16 protein-coding genes are annotated in these 18,563 nt (G+C 71.3%); 9 read left to right on the forward strand and 7 right to left on the reverse strand.

The features are described from left to right. Positions 1 to 49: 49 nt before the first annotated feature. The gene (locus ACFVQ0_RS08930; RefSeq protein WP_390086044.1) at positions 50 to 3,016 is read right to left on the reverse strand and encodes a BTAD domain-containing putative transcriptional regulator; all 2,967 of its coding nucleotides are present in this window, start codon (positions 3,014 to 3,016) and stop codon (positions 50 to 52) included. A 237-nt stretch (positions 3,017 to 3,253) separates the two neighbouring features. Here ACFVQ0_RS08930 and ACFVQ0_RS08935 point away from each other — a divergent pair, with 237 nt between their 5' ends. After that, complete coding sequence (locus ACFVQ0_RS08935; protein ID WP_390086046.1) at positions 3,254 to 4,480, forward strand: amidohydrolase family protein; 1,227 nt, start codon at positions 3,254 to 3,256, stop codon at positions 4,478 to 4,480. Positions 4,481 to 4,561: 81 nt separating this feature from the next. Here the strand turns inward: ACFVQ0_RS08935 and ACFVQ0_RS08940 are convergent, their stop codons facing one another. Then, positions 4,562 to 5,392 carry a MerR family transcriptional regulator gene (locus ACFVQ0_RS08940; RefSeq protein WP_390086048.1) on the reverse strand — a complete coding sequence of 277 codons (831 nt, stop codon included), beginning with the start codon at positions 5,390 to 5,392 and terminating at the stop codon, positions 4,562 to 4,564. Between the two features lie 113 nt (positions 5,393 to 5,505). Here ACFVQ0_RS08940 and ACFVQ0_RS08945 point away from each other — a divergent pair, with 113 nt between their 5' ends. Both ACFVQ0_RS08945 and ACFVQ0_RS08950 read left to right on the forward strand, forming a co-directional pair. Next, on the forward strand, positions 5,506 to 6,156 hold the full coding sequence (locus ACFVQ0_RS08945) for an RNA polymerase sigma factor (RefSeq protein WP_390086050.1): 651 nt from the start codon (positions 5,506 to 5,508) through the stop codon (positions 6,154 to 6,156). Continuing rightward, on the forward strand, positions 6,153 to 7,220 hold the full coding sequence (locus ACFVQ0_RS08950) for a CU044_5270 family protein (RefSeq protein WP_390086052.1): 1,068 nt from the start codon (positions 6,153 to 6,155) through the stop codon (positions 7,218 to 7,220). Before ACFVQ0_RS08945 ends, ACFVQ0_RS08950 begins: the two co-directional genes overlap by 4 nt. A 139-nt stretch (positions 7,221 to 7,359) precedes the next feature. Here ACFVQ0_RS08950 and ACFVQ0_RS08955 read toward each other — a convergent pair whose 3' ends face one another. Beyond that, the gene (locus tag ACFVQ0_RS08955; RefSeq protein WP_003967102.1) at positions 7,360 to 7,563 is read right to left on the reverse strand and encodes a cold-shock protein; all 204 of its coding nucleotides are present in this window, start codon (positions 7,561 to 7,563) and stop codon (positions 7,360 to 7,362) included. A 365-nt stretch (positions 7,564 to 7,928) separates the two neighbouring features. Between ACFVQ0_RS08955 and ACFVQ0_RS08960 the strand changes: the two genes are divergently transcribed. From ACFVQ0_RS08960 to ACFVQ0_RS08975, 4 genes are all read left to right on the forward strand, one after another. Next, the gene (locus tag ACFVQ0_RS08960; RefSeq protein WP_390086054.1) at positions 7,929 to 8,807 is read left to right on the forward strand and encodes a menaquinone biosynthetic enzyme MqnA/MqnD family protein; all 879 of its coding nucleotides are present in this window, start codon (positions 7,929 to 7,931) and stop codon (positions 8,805 to 8,807) included. A 373-nt stretch (positions 8,808 to 9,180) separates the two neighbouring features. Beyond that, a complete protein-coding gene (locus ACFVQ0_RS08965; RefSeq protein ID WP_390086056.1) occupies positions 9,181 to 10,908 on the forward strand; it encodes a serine/threonine-protein kinase in 1,728 nt (575 codons plus the stop codon). Between the two features lie 72 nt (positions 10,909 to 10,980). Continuing rightward, positions 10,981 to 12,180: a cyclic dehypoxanthinyl futalosine synthase gene (mqnC, locus tag ACFVQ0_RS08970; protein ID WP_311310858.1), complete on the forward strand. Its 1,200-nt coding sequence runs from the start codon at positions 10,981 to 10,983 to the stop codon at positions 12,178 to 12,180. Positions 12,181 to 12,187: 7 nt separating this feature from the next. Then, complete coding sequence (locus tag ACFVQ0_RS08975; RefSeq protein WP_390086058.1) at positions 12,188 to 12,838, forward strand: hypothetical protein; 651 nt, start codon at positions 12,188 to 12,190, stop codon at positions 12,836 to 12,838. A 27-nt stretch (positions 12,839 to 12,865) separates the two neighbouring features. Here the strand turns inward: ACFVQ0_RS08975 and ACFVQ0_RS08980 are convergent, their stop codons facing one another. The 4 genes from ACFVQ0_RS08980 to ACFVQ0_RS08995 all read right to left on the reverse strand — a co-directional run bounded on the left by ACFVQ0_RS08980 (position 12,866) and on the right by ACFVQ0_RS08995 (position 16,167). Beyond that, entirely contained in the window at positions 12,866 to 13,564 is a 699-nt protein-coding gene (locus tag ACFVQ0_RS08980; RefSeq protein WP_390086060.1) for a DUF3152 domain-containing protein, read from the reverse strand. 125 nt (positions 13,565 to 13,689) lie between these two features. Beyond that, on the reverse strand, positions 13,690 to 14,556 hold the full coding sequence (locus tag ACFVQ0_RS08985; protein ID WP_390087731.1) for a DUF3152 domain-containing protein: 867 nt from the start codon (positions 14,554 to 14,556) through the stop codon (positions 13,690 to 13,692). Between the two features lie 88 nt (positions 14,557 to 14,644). Then, a complete protein-coding gene (locus tag ACFVQ0_RS08990; RefSeq protein WP_390087733.1) occupies positions 14,645 to 15,637 on the reverse strand; it encodes a hypothetical protein in 993 nt (330 codons plus the stop codon). Positions 15,638 to 15,654: 17 nt separating this feature from the next. Then, entirely contained in the window at positions 15,655 to 16,167 is a 513-nt protein-coding gene (locus ACFVQ0_RS08995; protein WP_390086062.1) for a SigE family RNA polymerase sigma factor, read from the reverse strand. A 222-nt stretch (positions 16,168 to 16,389) separates the two neighbouring features. Between ACFVQ0_RS08995 and ACFVQ0_RS09000 the strand changes: the two genes are divergently transcribed. Next, complete coding sequence (locus tag ACFVQ0_RS09000) at positions 16,390 to 17,082, forward strand: demethylmenaquinone methyltransferase (protein WP_073733152.1); 693 nt, start codon at positions 16,390 to 16,392, stop codon at positions 17,080 to 17,082. Between the two features lie 175 nt (positions 17,083 to 17,257). After that, complete coding sequence (locus ACFVQ0_RS09005) at positions 17,258 to 18,541, forward strand: geranylgeranyl reductase family protein (RefSeq protein ID WP_311303867.1); 1,284 nt, start codon at positions 17,258 to 17,260, stop codon at positions 18,539 to 18,541. Positions 18,542 to 18,563: the final 22 nt, after the last annotated feature.

An 18,563-nucleotide genomic window follows, 5' to 3' on the forward strand; every position in this document is an offset into this window, starting at 1 on the left:
ATTGCCGCCCGGCGATAAACGAACGATGAACGTCCGGTCCGGGCGCCGGTTATGGCTGCTCAGTGGATACGCGCATCAGCAGAGTGCGGATCTCGGCCGCTTCGTCGGAGTCGAGGGCTTCGTAGATCGCGAGAGCTTCGTGCCAACAGGCCGTTGCCCGCCCCGACTGGCCGATTCCGTTGAGGGCGTGGCCAAGGACGGTGAGCACGTTCCCCCGGCGCCACTCCCCGCCGATGCCGCGCAGCACGGTCAACGCCATCTCTGCCTTGGAAGCGGCCTGTGCCGGGTTGTCCCCGGCCAGATCCGTCTCCGCGAGGCGGAACATGGTCATGCCCTCCCAGAGCCGCTGGCGGCTGTCGCGGAAGACGTCCAGGGCTTCCTCGAAGCTGTGGGTCGCCTCGGTGAGTTCGCCGCTTCGGGTCAGCGCGATCCCAAGGGCGTACCGGGCGTTGGCCCCCCGGAGCGAGTGGCCCATGCTGTCGTAGATACCGATGCCCTTCCGGGCCAGCGCGACAGCACTTGCGGTCCGGCCCATGGCCAGATGAACCCGGGACAGGTTGCAGAGGGAGGATGCCTCGCCCGGCAGGTTCTCGCCCGCACGGAAGTCCTCGATCGCCCGGGTCAGGTACTTCTCGCCGTCCTCGTGGCGGCTCTGGTAGATCGCGATGACCCCGCGGTGGTTGAGCGCCCAGCAGTCCGGCAGCGGGTCATGTGCGTCCGGCGAAAGCCGCAGAACCTGGACTGCCTCCTGGTCGGCCTGCTTGAACCGGCCGGCGACCAGATGGGCATTGCTCAGCGTCACCAGGGCGCGCCGCTCGGCCCTGCGGTCACCGCACCGGCGCGCGGCATCCAGCATGAAGGAGGCGGCGACCTCGTACTGCTTCGAGTTGGCACCGGACTCGGCGAGGTCCAGGGCGGCCCACAGAAGATCGATCGCCCGGCGCAGCATCGTCGGACCGGACGACTGGGGCAGGCACGCCAGGAGGGTTCCGGCCTCCGAATAGAGCCAGTCCTGGGCGTCGTGCCGATCGCTGAACGACAGCCCCGGGTGCTCCGTCGGCTCAAGCTGATCCACCAGCCGGTCCCCCGGCCGCTCCAGCGCGTACACCCCCGCGGCCGTCGCCAGATAGAAGTCCAGCAGCCGCGACAACGCCGACTCCCGCTCCTGCGGGGCCTCCTCGTCCCGCTCCGCGCACGAACGCGCGTAGAGGCGGACCAGGTCGTGGTAGCGGTAGCGGCCCGGCGCGGCGGACTCCACCAGGGATGTGTCGACCAGGGCCTCCAGGAGGTCCTCCGCCGCGTGCGGCTCCAGGTTGAGCAGGGCGGCCGCGGCGGCGAGGGAGATGTCGGGGCCGTCCGCCAGGCCCAGGAGGCGGAAGGCGCGGGCCTGGGCGGGTTCCAGCTGGCCGTAGCCGAGTTCGAAGGTGGCCTTCACCGCGAGGTCGCCCGCCTGGAGTTCGTCCAGCCGGCGGCGTTCGTCCGCGAGCTTGGCGGCCAGGACCGAGACCGTCCAGGTGCGGCGGGCGGCCAGCCGGGAGGCGGCGATGCGGATGGCGAGCGGGAGGAATCCGCAGGCGGCGACCACGTCGAGGGCGGCCTCGCGCTCGGAGTTGATGCGCTCCTCGCCCACGATGCGGGTGAAGAGCTGGAGCGCCTCCTCGGGCGACATCACGTCCAGGTCGACCAGATGCGCCCCCGCCAGGTCGACCATCCGCACCCGGCTGGTGACCAGCGCCGCGCAGCCCGCCGTACCGGGCAGCAGCGGCCGGATCTGGGCCGCGTCGTGGGCGTTGTCCAGGAGGATCAGGATGCGGCGGCCGTCCAGCGTGGAACGGTAGAGCGCGGCGCGTTCGTCGAGGGAGTCGGGGATCGCGGAGTCCGCCGTGCCCAGGGCGCGCAGGAACGCGCCGAGCACCGTCTCCGGTTCCGCGGTGCGGGAGCCCGCGCCCTGGAGGTCGACGTACAGCTGGCCGTCCGGGAAGTGCGGGCGGGCCTGGTGGGCGACGTGCACGGCCAGGGTCGTCTTGCCGACGCCGCCGATGCCCGCGAGGGCGGAGACGGCCATCACGGAGCCCTCCGCGGTGGCGAGCCGGTCGCTCAGCTCGCGGACGAAGGAGGTGCGGCCGGTGAAGTCCGGCACGGTGGCCGGGAGCTGGGCCGGGCGGACCGGGGCGGCGGCCTGGACCGGCTCGTCGACCGGGCGGGCCAGCTCCTCGTCGGCCTGGAGGATGCGCTGCTGGAGCTGGGCCAGTTCGGGGCGCGGGTCCACGCCCAGTTCCTCGGCGAGCAGCCGGCGGGTGTCCGCGTACACCGCGAGGGCCTCGGCCTGCCGGCCGCTGCGGTACAGGGCCACCATCAGCAGCTCGCGCAGCCGTTCGCGCAGCGGGTGCGCGGCGGTGAGCGCGGTCAGTTCGGAGACCGCCTCCGCGTGGCAGCCGACCTCCAGGTCCAGGTCGAGGCGGGTCTCGGTGAGTTGGAGGCGCCACTCCTCCAGCCGGGTGCGCTGGTTCTCCGCGTACGGGCCGGGCACCGAGGCCAGCGCCTCGCCGTCCCACAGGGCGAGCGCCTTGTTCAGCAGCGTCCTGGCCCGGCAGCGGTCACCCGCGGCGCGGGCCTTCTCCGCGCCGGCGGCCAGTTCCTCGGCCACGGTCACATCGAGCGCGTCGGGCCCGGTGCGCATCGCGTACCCGCCGGAGTCGCTCGCCAGGGTCTGCGGACCCAGGACCTTGCGGAGCCTGGAGGCGTACGTGCGTACGGCGGCCAGCGCCTGGGAGGGCGGCTCGTCGCCCCAGATGGCGTCGATGAGTTCACCGGCCGTCGCGGTGTGACCGCCCCGCAGCAACAGGGCGGAGAGCAGGGCGCGCTGCTGCGGCGAACCGGACGGCAGCGTCTCGTCGCCCCGCCGGGCCCGTACCGGTCCGAGCACGGAGAAGCGCAGCTCTGTACCGTCCGTCGGCTGCCGCTCCGGAGCTCGTTGTTCCGGAACACGCACCCGTGACCCGTCGTCACGGCCCATTGCCGCCTCCTGTCCTGCTCTCTGCGCACTGCCCAGTGCCGCACCGAACATGTCGGGACACCGCCGAGGAGATCCGGATTGCTCCATACCGTTCGTATCGCCGTCAACAGTCTGCCTTGTGAAGGGCGGACACGTCAGCAGTGGGTGACTCTCTGCACGAGCCCTCGACAACGATTGTGGAACGGAGCCTCGCACAGATAGCTGACGGTTCGTCAGATCAACGCTACCGTGGTACGCATGGAGACCTTCCCGAAGATCATCTCGGTGGACGACCACACGGTGGAGCCCCCTCATGTCTGGCGGGACCGGCTCCCGTCCAAGTACGCGGACTCCGGTCCGCGCATCGTCCGGGCGCCGCTCAAGGAAATGACGTTCATGGGCGGAAAGTTCGCGCCCGTGATGGGTGCGAAGGGCGACGAAGGCCCGATCGGCGACTGGTGGGTGTACGAGGACCTGCACCGCCCGCTCACCCGCCTCGACACCTCCGTCGGCTACGACAGGGACGAGATCAAGCTCGAAGTCATCACGTACGAGCAGATGCGTCCCGGTTCGTTCTCGGTGCCCGAGCGGCTCGCCGACATGGACATCAACCACGTGCAGTCCGCGCTCTGCTTCCCGACCTTCCCCCGCTTCTGCGGCCAGACCTTCACCGAAGCGAAGGACCGCGAACTCGGCCTGCTCGGCGTGCGCGCGTACAACGACTGGATGGTCGACGAGTGGTGCGGCCCGGACGCGCACGGCCGGCTCATCCCGCTCACCCTCGTCCCGCTCTGGGACGCGCAGCTGGCAGCCGAGGAGGTCAGGCGCAACGCGGCGCGCGGGGTGCGTGCGGTGGCGTTCTCCGAAATACCTCCACATCTCGGACTGCCGTCCATTCATACGGACGAGTGGGATCCGTTCCTCCGGGCCTGCGACGAGACGGGGACGGTGATCGCCATGCACATCGGCTCGTCCTCGAAGATGCCGTCCACCTCGGCCGACGCGCCGCCCGCCGTCGGCTCCACCATCACCTTCGCCAACTGCTGCTTCTCGATGGTCGACTGGCTGATGAGCGGCAAGTTCGAACGCTTCCCGAACCTGCGGATCATGTACGCGGAGGGGCAGATCGGCTGGATTCCGTACATCCTGGAACGCGCCGACGTGGTCTGGGAGGAGAACCGGGGCTGGGGCGGGGTCGCGGACAAGGTCCACCGGCCGCCGTCGGAGCTGTTCACCGAGCACGTCTACGGCTGCTTCTTCGACGACGCCTTCGGGCTGAAGAACCTGGACGCGATCGGCGTTCCCAACGTGCTGTACGAGACGGACTACCCGCACTCCGACTCGACCTGGCCCAAGTCCCGCGAGGTCGGGGAGGAGCAGATGGGGCACCTCGACGCGGACGTGGTGGACCGCATCGTGCGCCGCAACGCGATCGATCTGCTCGGGCTCACCGACGACGGGCTGTGGGCGGGACCCGGCGCGTAGGAGGGGCGGGGCCGTCCGCACGAGGGCGGCCCAACCCCCGGGGCGGGCCGCCCGTCGTACCGGCGGCCCCGCCCCGGCGCGTCAGGCTTCCCTGACGACCGGCTCCTGGAGCTCCGTCACCCACCGCGACTCGTCCTGCGGGCACTCCAGGGTGACCTCGCGTGCGTACCCCGCAGACCGGTAACCGGAGCCGTCGATCCAGCGTGCCAGGGTCTGCGATGTCGGCAGCACGCCGTCCATCGAGCCCCGGTGGATGACGGTCGCCGCCTCGAACGGAGGCAGCTCGACCACCGTGATCCCGGTGTCACCCAGCGGCCCCGGCGGTGCGGAGACCGTCACCCCGGCGTGCACGACGACCGCGCCGCCGCCCTCCGGAGCGTCCCCGTAGCGCGCGATCCCGGGGCCCGCCGGGGCGACCCCGGCCCGTTCCAGCAGCGGGAGCAGCTGCTCGTACAGGGGGCGGATCACCGGAGTGATGTCCTGCGGTCCGTAGCCCGCGGCCACCCCGGTCAGCTCCGCGACCCGTACCGCCGCGACGTTCCTGACCACCACATCGTCCACTGGCATGTGTCCCTCGCTCTCGATCGACCGGAGCCTCGCCTCGACCTGGGCCAGCCGTGCCGCCGCCGCGGCCACCGCCTCCGCCAGCTCCGAACGCCGCAGCCGCAGCATCCCGCGCAGCTCCTCCGGACCCACCTCCTCGTCGAGGACGGCCCGCACCTGCTGGAGCGTGAAGCCGAGATCCTTGAGGGCGATGATCCGGTTGAGCCGGGCGAGCTGGCCGCCGCCGTAGTAGCGGTAGCCGGTGTCGGGGTCGGTACTGTCGGGGGGCAGCAGCCCGATCGCGTCGTAGTGACGCAGCATCCGGGCCGACACCCGCCCGTGGCGGGCGAAGTCTCCGATGGTGAACATGATGTCTCCCAGTGCACGGCCTCACACGGTGTCAAGGTCAAGCATCGCGTGGCCCCGGCACCGGTGTGACGCAGGCCACTGGAACCTGCCGCCCGTCGTGGACAGGACATGACGTGGAGCATTCTCTGAGAGCCCGGATACGGGCAGGCGACCCGGACGCGTTCGGCGGCCTCTTCGACGACTACGCGCAGACGGTGTTCCGGTACGCGGTCCGCTCGACCGGCGACTGGGCCGGCGCCGAGGACATCGTGTCGCTCACCTTCCTGGAGGCGTGGCGGCTGCGCGCGACCCTGCGGGAGTCGGACGAGGAGCTGAGGCCCTGGCTGCTCGGCATCGCGACCAACGTCCTGCGCAACACCCGCCGCGCCGCCCGCAGACATGACGCCGCGCTGACCCGGATGCCGGCCGGACCCGCCGTGCCGGACTTCGCGGACGAGCTGGTGGGCCGCATCCACGACGCGGAACAGCTCGCCGCCGCACAGGCCGCGCTGCGACGGCTGAGACCCAAGGAGCGGGAGGTGTTCCTGCTCTGTGTGTGGGACGGCCTGGACTACCGGGACACGGCACGGGCGCTCGGAGTCCCCGTCGGAACCGTCCGCTCCAGGCTCTCCCGGGCCCGGAAACGGCTGAGGGAACTCACCGAGGACGAGAAAAGGAAAATCGCAGAAACCACAAGAAACATGGAACTACCCGGATCAACTGGACAGTACCTGAGTGACCGCGCCACCGCGGTCCGGTCGAACGAAAGGGAGGGAAACCGATGAGTGCCGACGCCGAGAAGGTTGCGGGGGAGCTCAGGGCGCAGCTGCCCGAGCCGCACGGACCGGTCCTGCCGGGCGACCGTCACCGGCTGCTCAGGGAGCATTTGATGAACGAGATCCACCGGGCCCAGGTCTGGGACGAGGCCCCCGACAAGGTCCAGACCCAGGTCCGGGGCGAGAAGACCCCGACGGCGCTACGGCCGCGCCGCAACCGCGCCTGGTACGCCGTGCCCGTGGGCATGGCCGCCGCCGGCGCGCTCGCCTTCACCTTCCTCGCGGGTCCCGGCGGGAGCGGCGGCGACACCGGTTACCACCTGAGCGCGGCCCCCGTGGTCAAGGTCGAGGTCGGCTCGGCGAACGGCGTCGGCGCGCTGATGGAGAACGTCGCGGAGCGCGCCGCGGAGGGCCCCGCGGCCCGTGTCGGCGTGAACCAGTTCGTCTACGTGCGCTCGCACTACTCCAACATGCAGGCCGAGGACGGCAGCCCCCTCAAGCTGAAGACGTACTACCGGGAGGCGTGGACGTCCCAGAACCCCGACAAGGTGCAGAGCCGCCTCAAGCAGCCGGGCGACGACATCATCTGGTCGGCGCCGCGCGACGGTGACGAAGGGCTCGCGGAGTGGAACCGCAACCACACCTACGCCGCGCTGGAGAAGCTGCCCACCGAGCCCGACGCGCTGCTGAAGAAGCTCCGTGAGGACGCCGCGTACTCCGGCTCGTCCGATCAGAACCTCTTCAACTACGTGGGCGGCCTGATCAACGAGAACGTCCTGCCGCCCGAGACCGGCGCGGCGATCTACCGCGCGGCGGCGAAGATCCCCGGCGTCGTCGCGCTGGACAAGGCCCAGGACGGCGACGGCCGCCCCGGTGTGGCACTCGCCCGTACGGACGAGAGGGACCACGAGCGCAAGGAACTGGTCTTCGACGCCAACAGCTACGACTACCTGGGCATGCGCGCCTACCTCGTCCAGAACACCGAGCTGGGCAAGAAGGGCACCGTCACGGAGATGCAGGCGGTGCTCGACCGGGGCGTCGTGGACAGCCGCGACGAGACGCCCAAGAAATAGAGCCGTAAAAGCGGGACCTTGAGAAGCCGGGACCTTGAGAAGCAGGGCACACAGGCAGGAGCCCCGCTCCTCCGCCGAGGCGGGGGAGCGGGGCTCCTTGGGTACTGCGTTACCGGCCGCGATCGGCCGACCCGGGCAACTAGGCCGGGGTGACGTTCTCAGCCTGCGGACCCTTGGGTCCCTGAGTGACGTCGAAGTTCACGACCTGGTTCTCCTCAAGGGAGCGGAACCCGGACGCGTTGATCGCGGAGTAATGGACGAAGACATCCGGGCCGCCGCCGTCCTGGGCGATGAAGCCGAAGCCCTTTTCAGCGTTGAACCACTTGACGGTTCCGGTAGCCATAAGCCCTCCTTGGGCCAAAGGGTTGCCCTGCTCCAGAACCTGCAAAGAAGTCTGAAAACTACAAAAGCCTGCGGGTTACATGCTCCGCAGGCTCTGTACTGCAAGGGAAACCAAACTGCAACTTGGCGTTGAGCCTAGCACGCAGGATGTGCGGAAGGGTAGAGGGAAAGATCACGCGACTCGAATGTTTGATTGCCGTGCGCGTGAGCGGTCCGGGACCCTCTCCGAGCAGGGCCGGGAGACCTTGCGAGAACCCCTGCGCGAGGGGGTCGGCCGCCATTCGGGGAACCCCCCGGGAGAGGGATCGCGCGGCGCCGCGCGCCCCCGGTGGGGCCGTCGGGGGCCGACAGGTCTAGCCTCGCGATGTGGACAATTCAACCGTCTCAACCGTCGCAGGCGACGACCGTCGCAACCGGCCGCGCGTCGGCCACATCCAGTTCCTCAACTGCCTTCCCCTCTACTGGGGGCTGGCGCGGACCGGGACCCTGCTCGACCTGGAGCTCTCGAAGGACACCCCGGAGAAGCTCAGCGAGCAGCTGATCAGGGGCGATCTGGACATCGGCCCCATCACGCTCGTGGAGTTCCTGCGCAACGCCGACGACCTGGTCGCCTTCCCCGACATCGCGGTCGGCTGCGACGGGCCCGTCATGTCGTGCGTGATCGTGTCGCAGCGCCCCCTGGAGGACCTCGACCGGGCCCGGGTGGCGCTCGGCTCGACCTCCCGCACCTCGGTACGGCTGGCCCAGTTGCTGCTCGCCGAGCGGTACGGGGTGACCCCGGACTACTACACCTGCCCGCCCGACCTCGGCGTGATGATGCAGGAGGCGGACGCCGCCGTCCTCATCGGTGACGCGGCGCTGCGCGCCAACCTGCACGACGCCCCCCGCCTCGGCCTCCAGGTCCACGACCTGGGCGCGATGTGGAAGGAGTGGACGGGGCTGCCGTTCGTCTTCGCGGTCTGGGCCGCCCGCAAGGACTACCTGGCGGCCGAGCCCACCGCGGTGAACAAGGTCCACGAGGCGTTCCTGGCCTCGCGGGACGTCTCCCTTGAGGAGGTCACCAAGGTCGCGGAGCAGGCCGCGCGCTGGGAGGCCTTCGACGCGGAGGTCCTGGAGCGCTACTTCACGACCCTCGACTTCCGTTTCGGTCCGGCGCAGCTGGCCGGCGTCCAGGAGTTCGCCCGCCGGACCGGCCCGACGACCGGCTTCGCCGCGGACGTGAACGTGGAGCTGCTCGGCGGCTGAGCGCGCGAGCGGCTGAGTGCACGCGAGGGTATGCGGCGGGTAGGTGGAATGATGCATTCCACCTACCCGCCGCCCTTTCCGCGCCCGTTCCCGCCTTCCCTCTTCCCCCTTCCGGTCTTCCCTCGGGATATCGATTCGAGTGAATACGCGTTGAATGGCCGATTAGTGGGAAGCGTCGGGAGTGCGCCCCGGTGGCTTCCGCCAATCGGTCCGTCACCCGGGAACGACACATTCGCGCTCTTTTCTTGTGATGAATGGCGCCGTTCGTTCCCTCGGGGGCGATATCGGCGGATGGTTTGCCTGGGACCGCATGACCTTCGGCTCTAGGCTTCGGTCGGAGGTCCGGGCCGGTGTCCACAGGGGGAGTCCGCATATGCAGCCGCTGGAAGCCGGCGAACCGCTGAGCATCGGTGCCTACCGGCTGATCGGCAGACTCGGTGCCGGCGGCATGGGGCGCGTCTATCTGGGGCGCAGTGCAGGCGGCCGCACCGTCGCGGTCAAGGTGGTCCATCCGCACTTCGCGCTCGACGAGCAGTTCCGCGCCCGGTTCCGGCACGAGGTGGACGCGGCGCGGCGGATCGGCGCCCAGTGGACCGCGCCCGTCCTGGACGCCGATCCCGACGCCCCCGTCCCGTGGGTGGCGACCGGCTACGTGGCCGGGCCCCCGCTCTCCGCCGCGGTGACCGAGCACGGCCCGCTGCCCGAACAGGCGGTACGCACCCTGGGCGCGGGGCTGGCGGAGGCGCTCGGCGCGGTCCATGAGCAGGGCCTGATCCACCGTGACGTGAAGCCCTCCAACGTGCTGCTCGCCCTCGACGGCCCCCGGCTGATCGACTTCGGCATCGCCAGGGCCATCGACGCCACCGCCTCGCTCACCTCCACCGGGGTCTCGGTCGGCTCGCCCGGCTACATGGCACCGGAGCAGATCCGGGGCCAGGAGATCTCGGGCGCGGCCGACGTCTTCTCACTGGGTGCGGTGCTCGCGTACGCGGCCACCGGTGCCGCGCCCTTCCTCGGTGACTCGTCCGCCGTACTGCTCTACAAGGTGGTGCACGAGGAGCCCGAGCTGGGCGACCTGGAGGGCGAGCTGCGCGAGGTCGTCGCCTCCTGCCTGGCGAAGGACCCGGCGCACCGGCCCGGTCCGGCACTGCTCGCGGAGCGGCTGGCCCCCGGCGGCGCGGCTCCCCGGGTGGCGGCGGGCTGGCTGCCCGGCCGCCTGGAGCGCGAGGTCAGCCGTTCCGCGGTCGCGCTGCTGGACCTGGAACCGCAGGACGCCCCGGTGCGGTCGGGGCCGGTGCCGTTCACCAACGCCTCGCACGGGTTCGACGGGGGCCCCGCACTCGGGGTGTTCGGCCCGCCGGTCGAACCGGCGGCCCCCCTGACCGGACCGGGTACGGGCCCGCCGCCGTACCCGCCGGGCCCCGGAACGGACGGGGTGCCGGGGCAGCGCGCGCCCGATTCCCGGTTCACCGTGAGTGTCGGCGCCGACTCCCGGCCGGGCGAGCAGCACCGGGGGCGCAGGCTGAGCTGCACCGTCGCCCTCGCAGTGGCCGGTGCGCTCGCCGCGGTGACCGTGGGCAGCGCCTACGTCTTCGACCTGATGCCGGGCGGTAGCGGCAGCAACAACGCGGACCACGGAGGCACCGACCGCACCCCGGGCGCCACCGCCTCGCCCAGGCCGAGCAGCCCCGGTGACAGCGCCGCCACTCCGGGCGGTCAGGTCGGCGAGGTGCCGAAGAGCTTCATCGGCACCTGGGAGGGGCCGCTCACCGAGAAGACGACCGGTCAGCCGCACGGCACGCTCAGCGTGGTGATCAGGAAGGGGAAGAAGGGCGCCGACGTGATGCGTGCGAGCACGACGATCTCCACCCTCGGCGTCGAGATCAGCTGTCACAGCGTCGCGTCCTTCACCTCGGGCACCGAGAAGGAGCTGTTGTTCCGGGAGCGCGTCGATCCGGAACGCCCCGGCACGGCGGGCCTGTGCACGACCACCGACTCGGACCTCCACTTCACCCGCGTCGACGACGACACCCTCCGCTTCCGGTCCGACGAGCGGGGCGCCGGGCTCCCCTACGGCACGCTCGACCGGTCCGGCGGCTGACCTGCGGCAGGGCTGGCGTACGCTGAACCGGTCCGTAGATCCGTTGAAAAACCGCCGAAAGGTGACAGCCCGGTGACCGAGAAGGCCGACCTCCAGCCCATCCTCGACCGAGCCGCCGAAGGCGGGCGGATCACTCCGGCGGAGGCGCTCGACCTCTACCGCTCCGCCCCGCTGCACGCGCTGGGCGCGGCCGCCGACGCCGTACGCCGACGCCGTTACGCCGGTACGGAGCACATCGCGACGTACATCATCGAGCGCAACATCAACTACACGAACGTGTGCGTGACGGCGTGCAAGTTCTGCGCCTTCTACGCCGCGCCCAAGGACACCGCCAAGGGCTGGTCCCGCGACCTCGACGACATCCTGCGCCGCTGCGCGGAGACCGTCGAGCTGGGCGGCACCCAGATCATGTTCCAGGGCGGGCACCACCCGGACTACGGCGTGGAGTACTACGAGGAGCACTTCTCCGCGATCAAGAAGGCGTTCCCGCAGCTGGTCATTCACTCGCTCGGCGCCTCCGAGATCGAGCACATGGCCCGGATCTCCAAGGTCTCCGCCGAGGAGGCCATCAGCCGCATCCACGCCGCCGGCCTCGACTCCTTCGCGGGCGCGGGCGCCGAGCTGCTGCCGGCCCGGCCGCGTACCGCGATCGCCCCGCTCAAGGAGTCCGGCGAGCGCTGGCTGGAGATCATGGAGATCGCCCACGGCCTCGGGGTCGAGTCGACCTCCACCATGCTGATGGGCACGGGCGAGACCAACGCCGAGCGCATCGAGCACCTGAGCATGATCCGCGACGTACAGGACCGGACGGGAGGCTTCCGCGCCTTCATCCCGTACACGTACCAGCCGGAGAACAACAAGCTGAAGGGCCAGACGCAGGCCACGCTCTTCGAGTACCTGCGGATGATCGCCATCGCCCGGCTCTTCCTGGACAACGTCGCCCACATCCAGGGGTCCTGGCTCACCACCGGCAAGGAGGTCGGCCAGCTGTCGCTGCACTACGGCGCGGACGACCTCGGCTCGATCATGCTGGAGGAGAACGTCGTCTCCTCGGCCGGTGCCAAGCACCGCTCCAACCGGCTGGAGATCATCGACCTCATCCGCAAGGCCGACCGGGTCCCGGCCCAGCGCGCCACCACGTACGAGCACCTCGTCGTCCACGACGACCCGGCGAACGACCCGGTCGACGAGCGCGTCGTCTCGCACATCTCGTCCACCGCGATCGAGGGCGGCACCGCCCACCCGGAGCTCAAGCTCCTGAACGCCAACTGACGCCGCCGTGCTGACCGTCCACGCCGCGCCGCTGGTCCTTCCGGTCGGCGCGGGCCCCGTCGAGCGGGGCGCGGTGGCCGTGGACGGGGACCGGATCGTCGCCCTCGGTCCGTACGAGGCGGTCGCCGCCGCTCATCCGGCGGCGCGGGTACGGCAGTGGCCGGGCGTCATCGCCCCCGGACTCCGGCAGCGGCACGCGGAGTGGCTGCTGACCCGCTGCTACCACCCCGACCCGCGCGAGGCGGACGAACTCGGGGCCGATCCGCTGTCGGGCGAGGCGTTCGCGCGGCTGGCGCGGGAGCTGGACCCGACCCGGTGGGCGGGCAGCGTACGCCGGGGCCTCCAGCAGATGCTGCGGTACGGGACGACGCACGTCACCGGCCCGTTCCGCGACCCGGCTGTGCGGACGGCGGTGTCACGTTCCGGTCTGGTGGAGGTGCCGTCCGTCGCCGGGGATCCCGACGGCGAGGTCAGGGGCCTCGATCCGCTGGCCGGGGGACGCGACCTGCCGGGCTCCGTGCACGCCCCGCTCGTCACCGGGGCCCGCGCCGACTTCGCGGTGTTCGACGTACCGGACGAGACCGCGCTCGTCGCGGCGGGGGCGGGGACCTGCGTGGTCACCGTTCTGGGCGGGCGGCTGGTGTACCGGCGGCGCTGAGCGCGTCGAACACCGCGCACAGGAGTCTCACGGCACCGACGGGCCGCCCAGGTACTGGCCCTTGGCGTCGTAGGGCCAGGCGTTGGCGACGCATCCCTTGAGTCCGTAGATCTGCTGCATCATGGCGGGGGCGGGGCGGCCCTTGCCGGGGCAGGTTTCGTGGCCGTGGCCGAGCCAGTGGCCGACTTCGTGGTTGATGATGAGGGCGCGGTAGTCCGCCAGGGGGCCGCTGAACTCGGGCGAACCGGTCTGCCAGCGCTTGAGGTTGACCATGACGTCCACGCCTACGCGGCAGTTGACCTCGCCGTGCGTGTCCAGACCGCTCTTCCCGCAGATCCTGTCCGTGGTCCGGGGCGAGGCGATCCGTATGACCAGCCCCGCAGGACCCTCGGCGACCTGGCGGAAGGTGTTCTCGCCGTGGTGCGACCAGCCCCGGGGCGCGGCCAGGATGCGGGCGACCTCTGCGGCCGCCTTGTCCGGGTCCAGGCCGGAGCCGTCCTCCACCTCGACCCGGTAGGCGTGGCCGCTGCCGGTGGTCGACGCGGCCGCGCGGGCGACGGTGAAGGAGGCGGTGGAGCCCGAGTCGGCGCGGCCCGCGCGCTCGCTCTTCCACCGGAGCCCCGCCACGGTGGCCGCCACCAGCACGACCGGGACGACGGCCATGACGAGCAGCCGTTTCCGGCCACGCCCCCGCTGACCCTGCCGACGCACGTCCGATCCGGACATCCGCGCCCCTCCCCAGTGCTCAGGTGTTCGTATTCCCCTCTGTAATGACCGCTGATGCCCCGGATTGGTTCAGTCCACTCGCCCACGAAGCGGACAGGGCGGGTGCCTCAGGAGTCACAGGAGCCTCATGGCACGGAGGGTCCGCCCAGGTACTTGCCGTTGGTGCCGTAGGGCCAGGCGTTGGCGACGCATCCTTTGAGTCCGTAGATCTGCTGCATCATGGCGGGGGCGGGGCGGCCGCTGCCGGGGCAGGTTTCGTGGCCGTGGCCCAGCCAGTGGCCGACTTCGTGGTTGATGATGAGGGCGCGGTAGTCGGCCAGGGGCCCGTTGAACTCGGGCGAACCGGTCTGCCAGCGTTTGAGGTTGACCATGACATCGACGCCTACGCGGCAGTTGACCTCGCCATGGGTGTTGAGGCCGCTGCTCCCGCAGATCCTGTCGACGGTCGCCGCCGTGGCGATCCGGACGACCAGCCCCGCAGGGCCCTTCGTGACCTGGTGGAACGTGTGCTGCCCGCCGTGCGCCCAGCCGCGCGGCGCCGCGAGGAACCCGGCGATCTGGGTGGCGGCCGCGTCCGGGTCGACGCCGGTGCCGTCCTCCACCTCGACCCGGTAGGCGTTGCCACCGCCCGAGGTCGCGCCGGCCCGCGCGACCGTGAAGGTGCCGGGGCCGTGGGAGGGGATGGCGGGATGGCCGCCGCCCTTCTCGGTACCGGAGTCGGTGTCGGAGCTCGGCTTCGTCTTCGGGCTCGCCTTCGGCTTGGCCCGCGCCTTCGGTCCGGTACTCGCCCCGCCCTTCGAACCGGAACCGGAGTCCTCGGCCCCCGACTTGCCGCCGGAACCGGAGACGGAGACGGAACCCGAACCCGGACCGGAGTTGTCTGATCCGGGCGCGGCGGCAGCGGCCGACAGATCGTCCCCGCCGGTCCACAGCGGCGAGGCGGCCACCGCGACGCAGATCACGGCCGTCGGCACGAGGACGGCGACCAGCAGCCGTATCCGGCCCCGGCGGCGACGTTCCCGCCGTGAGCGCCGCCAGACCTCCCGGCCGGCCCGTCGCTGTCCCTGCTGTCTCCGTACCTCAGCCGACACGATCCGCGTACTCCTTCGATTCCATGGGGTGTGCCGTCGCGTACTCCACGAGCTCCAGGAACCTGGAGTCGCCCGCGACGGCGAGCAGTTGACCGGCGGTGACGGGTGAGGGCCCCCCTGTGCCGTCGTCACCGCCGACCGAGAGGACGACCGCGCTGTCGCGGTACGTGAAGCGGACCAGGGTGCGCGTGGCGGCCGGTGACCCGTCCGGGCCGGCGACCGACGTCAGGGCACGGGCCTCGGTCCCGTCGGGAAGCGTCGCCCGCTCGCAGTGCGGCAGGTCGTCCGGGTACTGGGGGCAGGGCGCCTCCTGCGGAGCGACACTCCGGCCGCTCCCGGGGCGCACCGAGAGGACGACCGGGTAGACCTCGCTCCCGATCCCGGCCTGGTACCGGCTGACGGCGAGGTCCACCGGGTGGACCGAGCCCACCTTCCGTGGCAGCAACTCGCTGAGCAGCAGCGCGGCATGGCGCTGGAACTTCTGCTGCCGGGTCCGCTCAGCGGCCGGCAGGTCGGCCATGGACGACTGTCCGGGGGACGGCTCGATGTGCACGGTGGGCAGTTCCGGCGCATCCGTGGGCACCGGCGACACCGGACCCGACGAAGCGGGTGACGGCACGTCCGTCGGGGTGCTCGTCGGGGCGTTCTCGGGGGACGGCGTCGGCGCGATGCTCGTGGGCCGCGCGGCGGCGGACCACGTCCGGGCCGGTTCCGTACCGCCGTTCCCGTTGCCGTTCCCGTTCCCGTTCCCGCTCCACAGCGGCAGGACGGCGCCGAGTGTGCCGAGGGCCACCACACCCGTCACCACCGCCCCGATGGCCGCGCGGGCCCGGGTGCGGCGCCGGTGGCCCTGGACCAGGGCGGCGGGCACCAGGTCCGGCAGGGTCGGCGCACCGTCGGTCGCCTGCTCCATGGCGGCCCTGATCAGCAGGGTCTCGGCCTCGTCGTCCGCGGCCCGGCCGGGAGAGCGGTCAGAAGACATGTCCACGACGGTTCTCCTCAGCTTCGGGTGGTGTAGAGGTGTGCGTCGCCCAGCCGTGTACGCAGGGTGGCGAGCGCCCGCGAGCACTGGCTCTTCACGGTGGACGGGCTGCACCGCAGCAGTTCGGCCACGGTCTCCACGCTCAGGTCCTCCCAGTAGCGCAGTACGACCATCGCCCTTGCGCGGGGCGGTAGTTCGGCCAGCGCGGCCAGCAGGGTGACCGTCAGCTCGGGACCGACCGCGGGTGCGTGCGCGGCGATCGGCGTATGGGCACGGAAGTCGCGCAGCCGCCGTCGGCGCTCGGCGATATAGGTGCGGGTCAGCACGGTCCTGGCATAGGCGTCCGGATGGTCGGCGGCGCTCACCCGGTGCCAGTGCTGGAACAGCTTGGCCAGCGTCGTCTGGGTCAGATCACGGGCCGCCTCCGCGTCGCCGCACAGCAGGTAAGCGGTGCGGTACAGCCGGCGCTGGCTCGCCCGCGCGAACTCCTCGAAGCTGTCGCCGCCGTCCCGGCCGGGCCCCGCGCTCATCCGGCCCCCTTCACGGTCCGTAGGTGGTCTCTCCCGCTGTTACTGAGAGCGCACGGGCCGGAAAGGTTGAAGCCGAATCCAAACTCGTGTCCGAATTCCGGACAGGTCGGTGCGAAGCAGGGCCGGGCGGGCGGGGCGGGGTGAAGTGGGGCGGGGGCTGCCCGGTCTCCCGACGGCGGGCCCGTCCCGTCGCTCCACGGGCGGACTGCTTGAATGGGAGGCGTGACCCGAGCCTCCCTGGACAAGCAGCCGCACGAAGTCGCCTCGATGTTCGACGACGTGGCGGCGAACTACGACCTGACCAACGACGTGCTCTCGCTCGGCCAGGCCCGGCTGTGGCGCAAGGAGGTCGCCAAGGCGGTCCACGCCCGCCCCGCGGAGAAGGTCCTCGACCTGGCCGCCGGGACCGCGACGTCCTCGCTGCCGTTCGCCGCGACCGGGGCGTACGTCGTGCCGTGCGACTTCTCCATCGGCATGCTCCAGGAGGGCAAGAAGCGCAACTCCTGGCTGCCGTTCACGGCGGGCGACGCGACGCGGCTGCCGTTCCGGGACGAGACGTTCGACGCGGTCACCATCTCCTTCGGGCTGCGCAACGTCCAGGACACGGACGCGGCGCTGAGCGAGCTGTACCGGGTGACGAAGCCGGGCGGCCGGGTCGTCATCTGCGAGTTCTCCCAGCCGGTCTGGACGCCGTTCCGGACCGTCTACACCGAGTACCTGATGCGGGCGCTGCCGCCGGTCGCGCGCGCGGTGTCGTCCAACCCCGACGCGTACGTCTACCTCGCCGAGTCGATCCGCGCCTGGCCCGACCAGGCCGGGCTCGCGGCGAAGCTCCAGCGGGCCGGCTGGTCGGACGTCGCCTGGCGCAACCTCACCGGCGGTGTGGTCGCGCTGCACCGGGGCGTCCGCGCCTGAGCGCTCGCGCCGGGGCGTCCGCGTCCGACGGCCCCGGCGCCGAGGTACGGGGCGCCGGGCGCGGGGCGCGGTCGACATGAGGGAGCCCTTCGGGAGGTTGACCGGAGGGCCCCCATAGACTGCACGGGACATGTGCCGCGCGGCACGCGATTTCGAGTCTTCGGGAGATCCGACCGTGACCGAGCCCCTGTCCGAACACAGCGCGGATGTGATCGTCGTCGGGGCAGGCCCAGCCGGCTCCACGACCGCGTACTACCTCGCCAAGGCGGGCCTGGACGTCCTCCTCCTGGAGAAGACCGCCTTCCCCCGCGAGAAGGTCTGCGGCGACGGCCTCACCCCGCGCGCCACCAAGCAGCTCGTCTCCATGGGCATCGACATCTCCGAAGAGGCCGGCTGGCTCCGGAACAAGGGCCTGCGCATCATCGGCGGCGGCGTCCGGCTCCAGCTGGACTGGCCGGATCTCGCCTCCTACCCGGACTACGGGCTGGTCCGCAAGCGCGACGACTTCGACGAGCAGCTGGCCCGCCAGGCGCAGAAGGGCGGCGCCCGGCTGTACGAGCGCTGCAACGTCGGCGCCCCGATCACCGACCCCCGCACCGGCCGGATCACCGGCGTACACGCGAAGCTCGGCGAGGAGAAGACCCCGGTCACCTTCCACGCCCCGCTCGTCGTCGCCGCCGACGGCAACTCCACCCGCCTCTCCCTCGCGATGGGCCTGCACCGCCGCGAGGACCGCCCGATGGGCGTCGCGGTCCGTACGTACTTCACCTCGCCCCGCCACGACGACGACTACCTGGAGTCCTGGCTGGAACTCTGGGACCGCCGGGGCACGGAGGACCGCCTGCTGCCCGGCTACGGCTGGATCTTCGGCATGGGCGACGGCACCTCCAACGTCGGCCTCGGCATCCTCAACTCCTCCGCCGCCTTCAAGGAGCTGGACTGGCGCGAGGTCCTCAAGGCGTGGTGCGCGTCGATGCCGGAGGACTGGGGCTACACCCCGGACAACATGACGATGCCGATCCGCGGCGCCGCCCTCCCGATGGCCTTCAATCGCCAGCCGCACTACACCAAGGGCCTCCTGCTGGTCGGTGACGCGGGCGGCATGGTCAACCCGTTCAACGGCGAGGGCATCGCGTACGCCATGGAGTCGGGCCAGATCGCCGCGGACGTCATCGTCCAGGCCCACGCCCGCGCGACCCCGGCCCAGCGCGAACTGGCCCTGAACAACTACCCGAAGGTGCTCAAGGAGACCTACGGCGGCTACTACACGATGGGCCGCGCCTTCGTGAAGCTGATCGGCAACCCGAAGGTCATGAAGGTCGCCACCCAGCGCGGTCTGACGCACCCGCTGCTGATGAAGTTCACCCTCAAGATGCTCGCCAACCTCACCGACCCGACGGGCGGCGACGCGATGGACCGCATCATCAACGGCCTCTCGAAGGTGGCGCCGAAGGCCTGAGGGGCGGGCGGGGGTCTTCGAG

Origin of the sequence: Streptomyces sp. NPDC057900, assembly GCF_042887885.1 — a bacterium.
Taxonomy (GTDB): Bacteria; Actinomycetota; Actinomycetes; order Streptomycetales; family Streptomycetaceae; genus Streptomyces.

Coding starts and splice junctions, on each gene's coding strand:
- ACFVQ0_RS08930 (WP_390086044.1), bottom strand. CDS start 3,016: ATGGGCCGTGACGACGGGTCACGGGTGCGTGTTCCGGAACAACGAGCT.
- ACFVQ0_RS08935 (WP_390086046.1), top strand. CDS start 3,254: ATGGAGACCTTCCCGAAGATCATCTCGGTGGACGACCACACGGTGGAG.
- ACFVQ0_RS08940 (WP_390086048.1), bottom strand. CDS start 5,392: ATGTTCACCATCGGAGACTTCGCCCGCCACGGGCGGGTGTCGGCCCGG.
- ACFVQ0_RS08950 (WP_390086052.1), top strand. CDS start 6,153: ATGAGTGCCGACGCCGAGAAGGTTGCGGGGGAGCTCAGGGCGCAGCTG.
- ACFVQ0_RS08955 (WP_003967102.1), bottom strand. CDS start 7,563: ATGGCTACCGGAACCGTCAAGTGGTTCAACGCTGAAAAGGGCTTCGGC.
- ACFVQ0_RS08965 (WP_390086056.1), top strand. CDS start 9,181: ATGCAGCCGCTGGAAGCCGGCGAACCGCTGAGCATCGGTGCCTACCGG.
- ACFVQ0_RS08980 (WP_390086060.1), bottom strand. CDS start 13,564: ATGTCCGGATCGGACGTGCGTCGGCAGGGTCAGCGGGGGCGTGGCCGG.
- ACFVQ0_RS08990 (WP_390087733.1), bottom strand. CDS start 15,637: ATGTCTTCTGACCGCTCTCCCGGCCGGGCCGCGGACGACGAGGCCGAG.
- ACFVQ0_RS08995 (WP_390086062.1), bottom strand. CDS start 16,167: ATGAGCGCGGGGCCCGGCCGGGACGGCGGCGACAGCTTCGAGGAGTTC.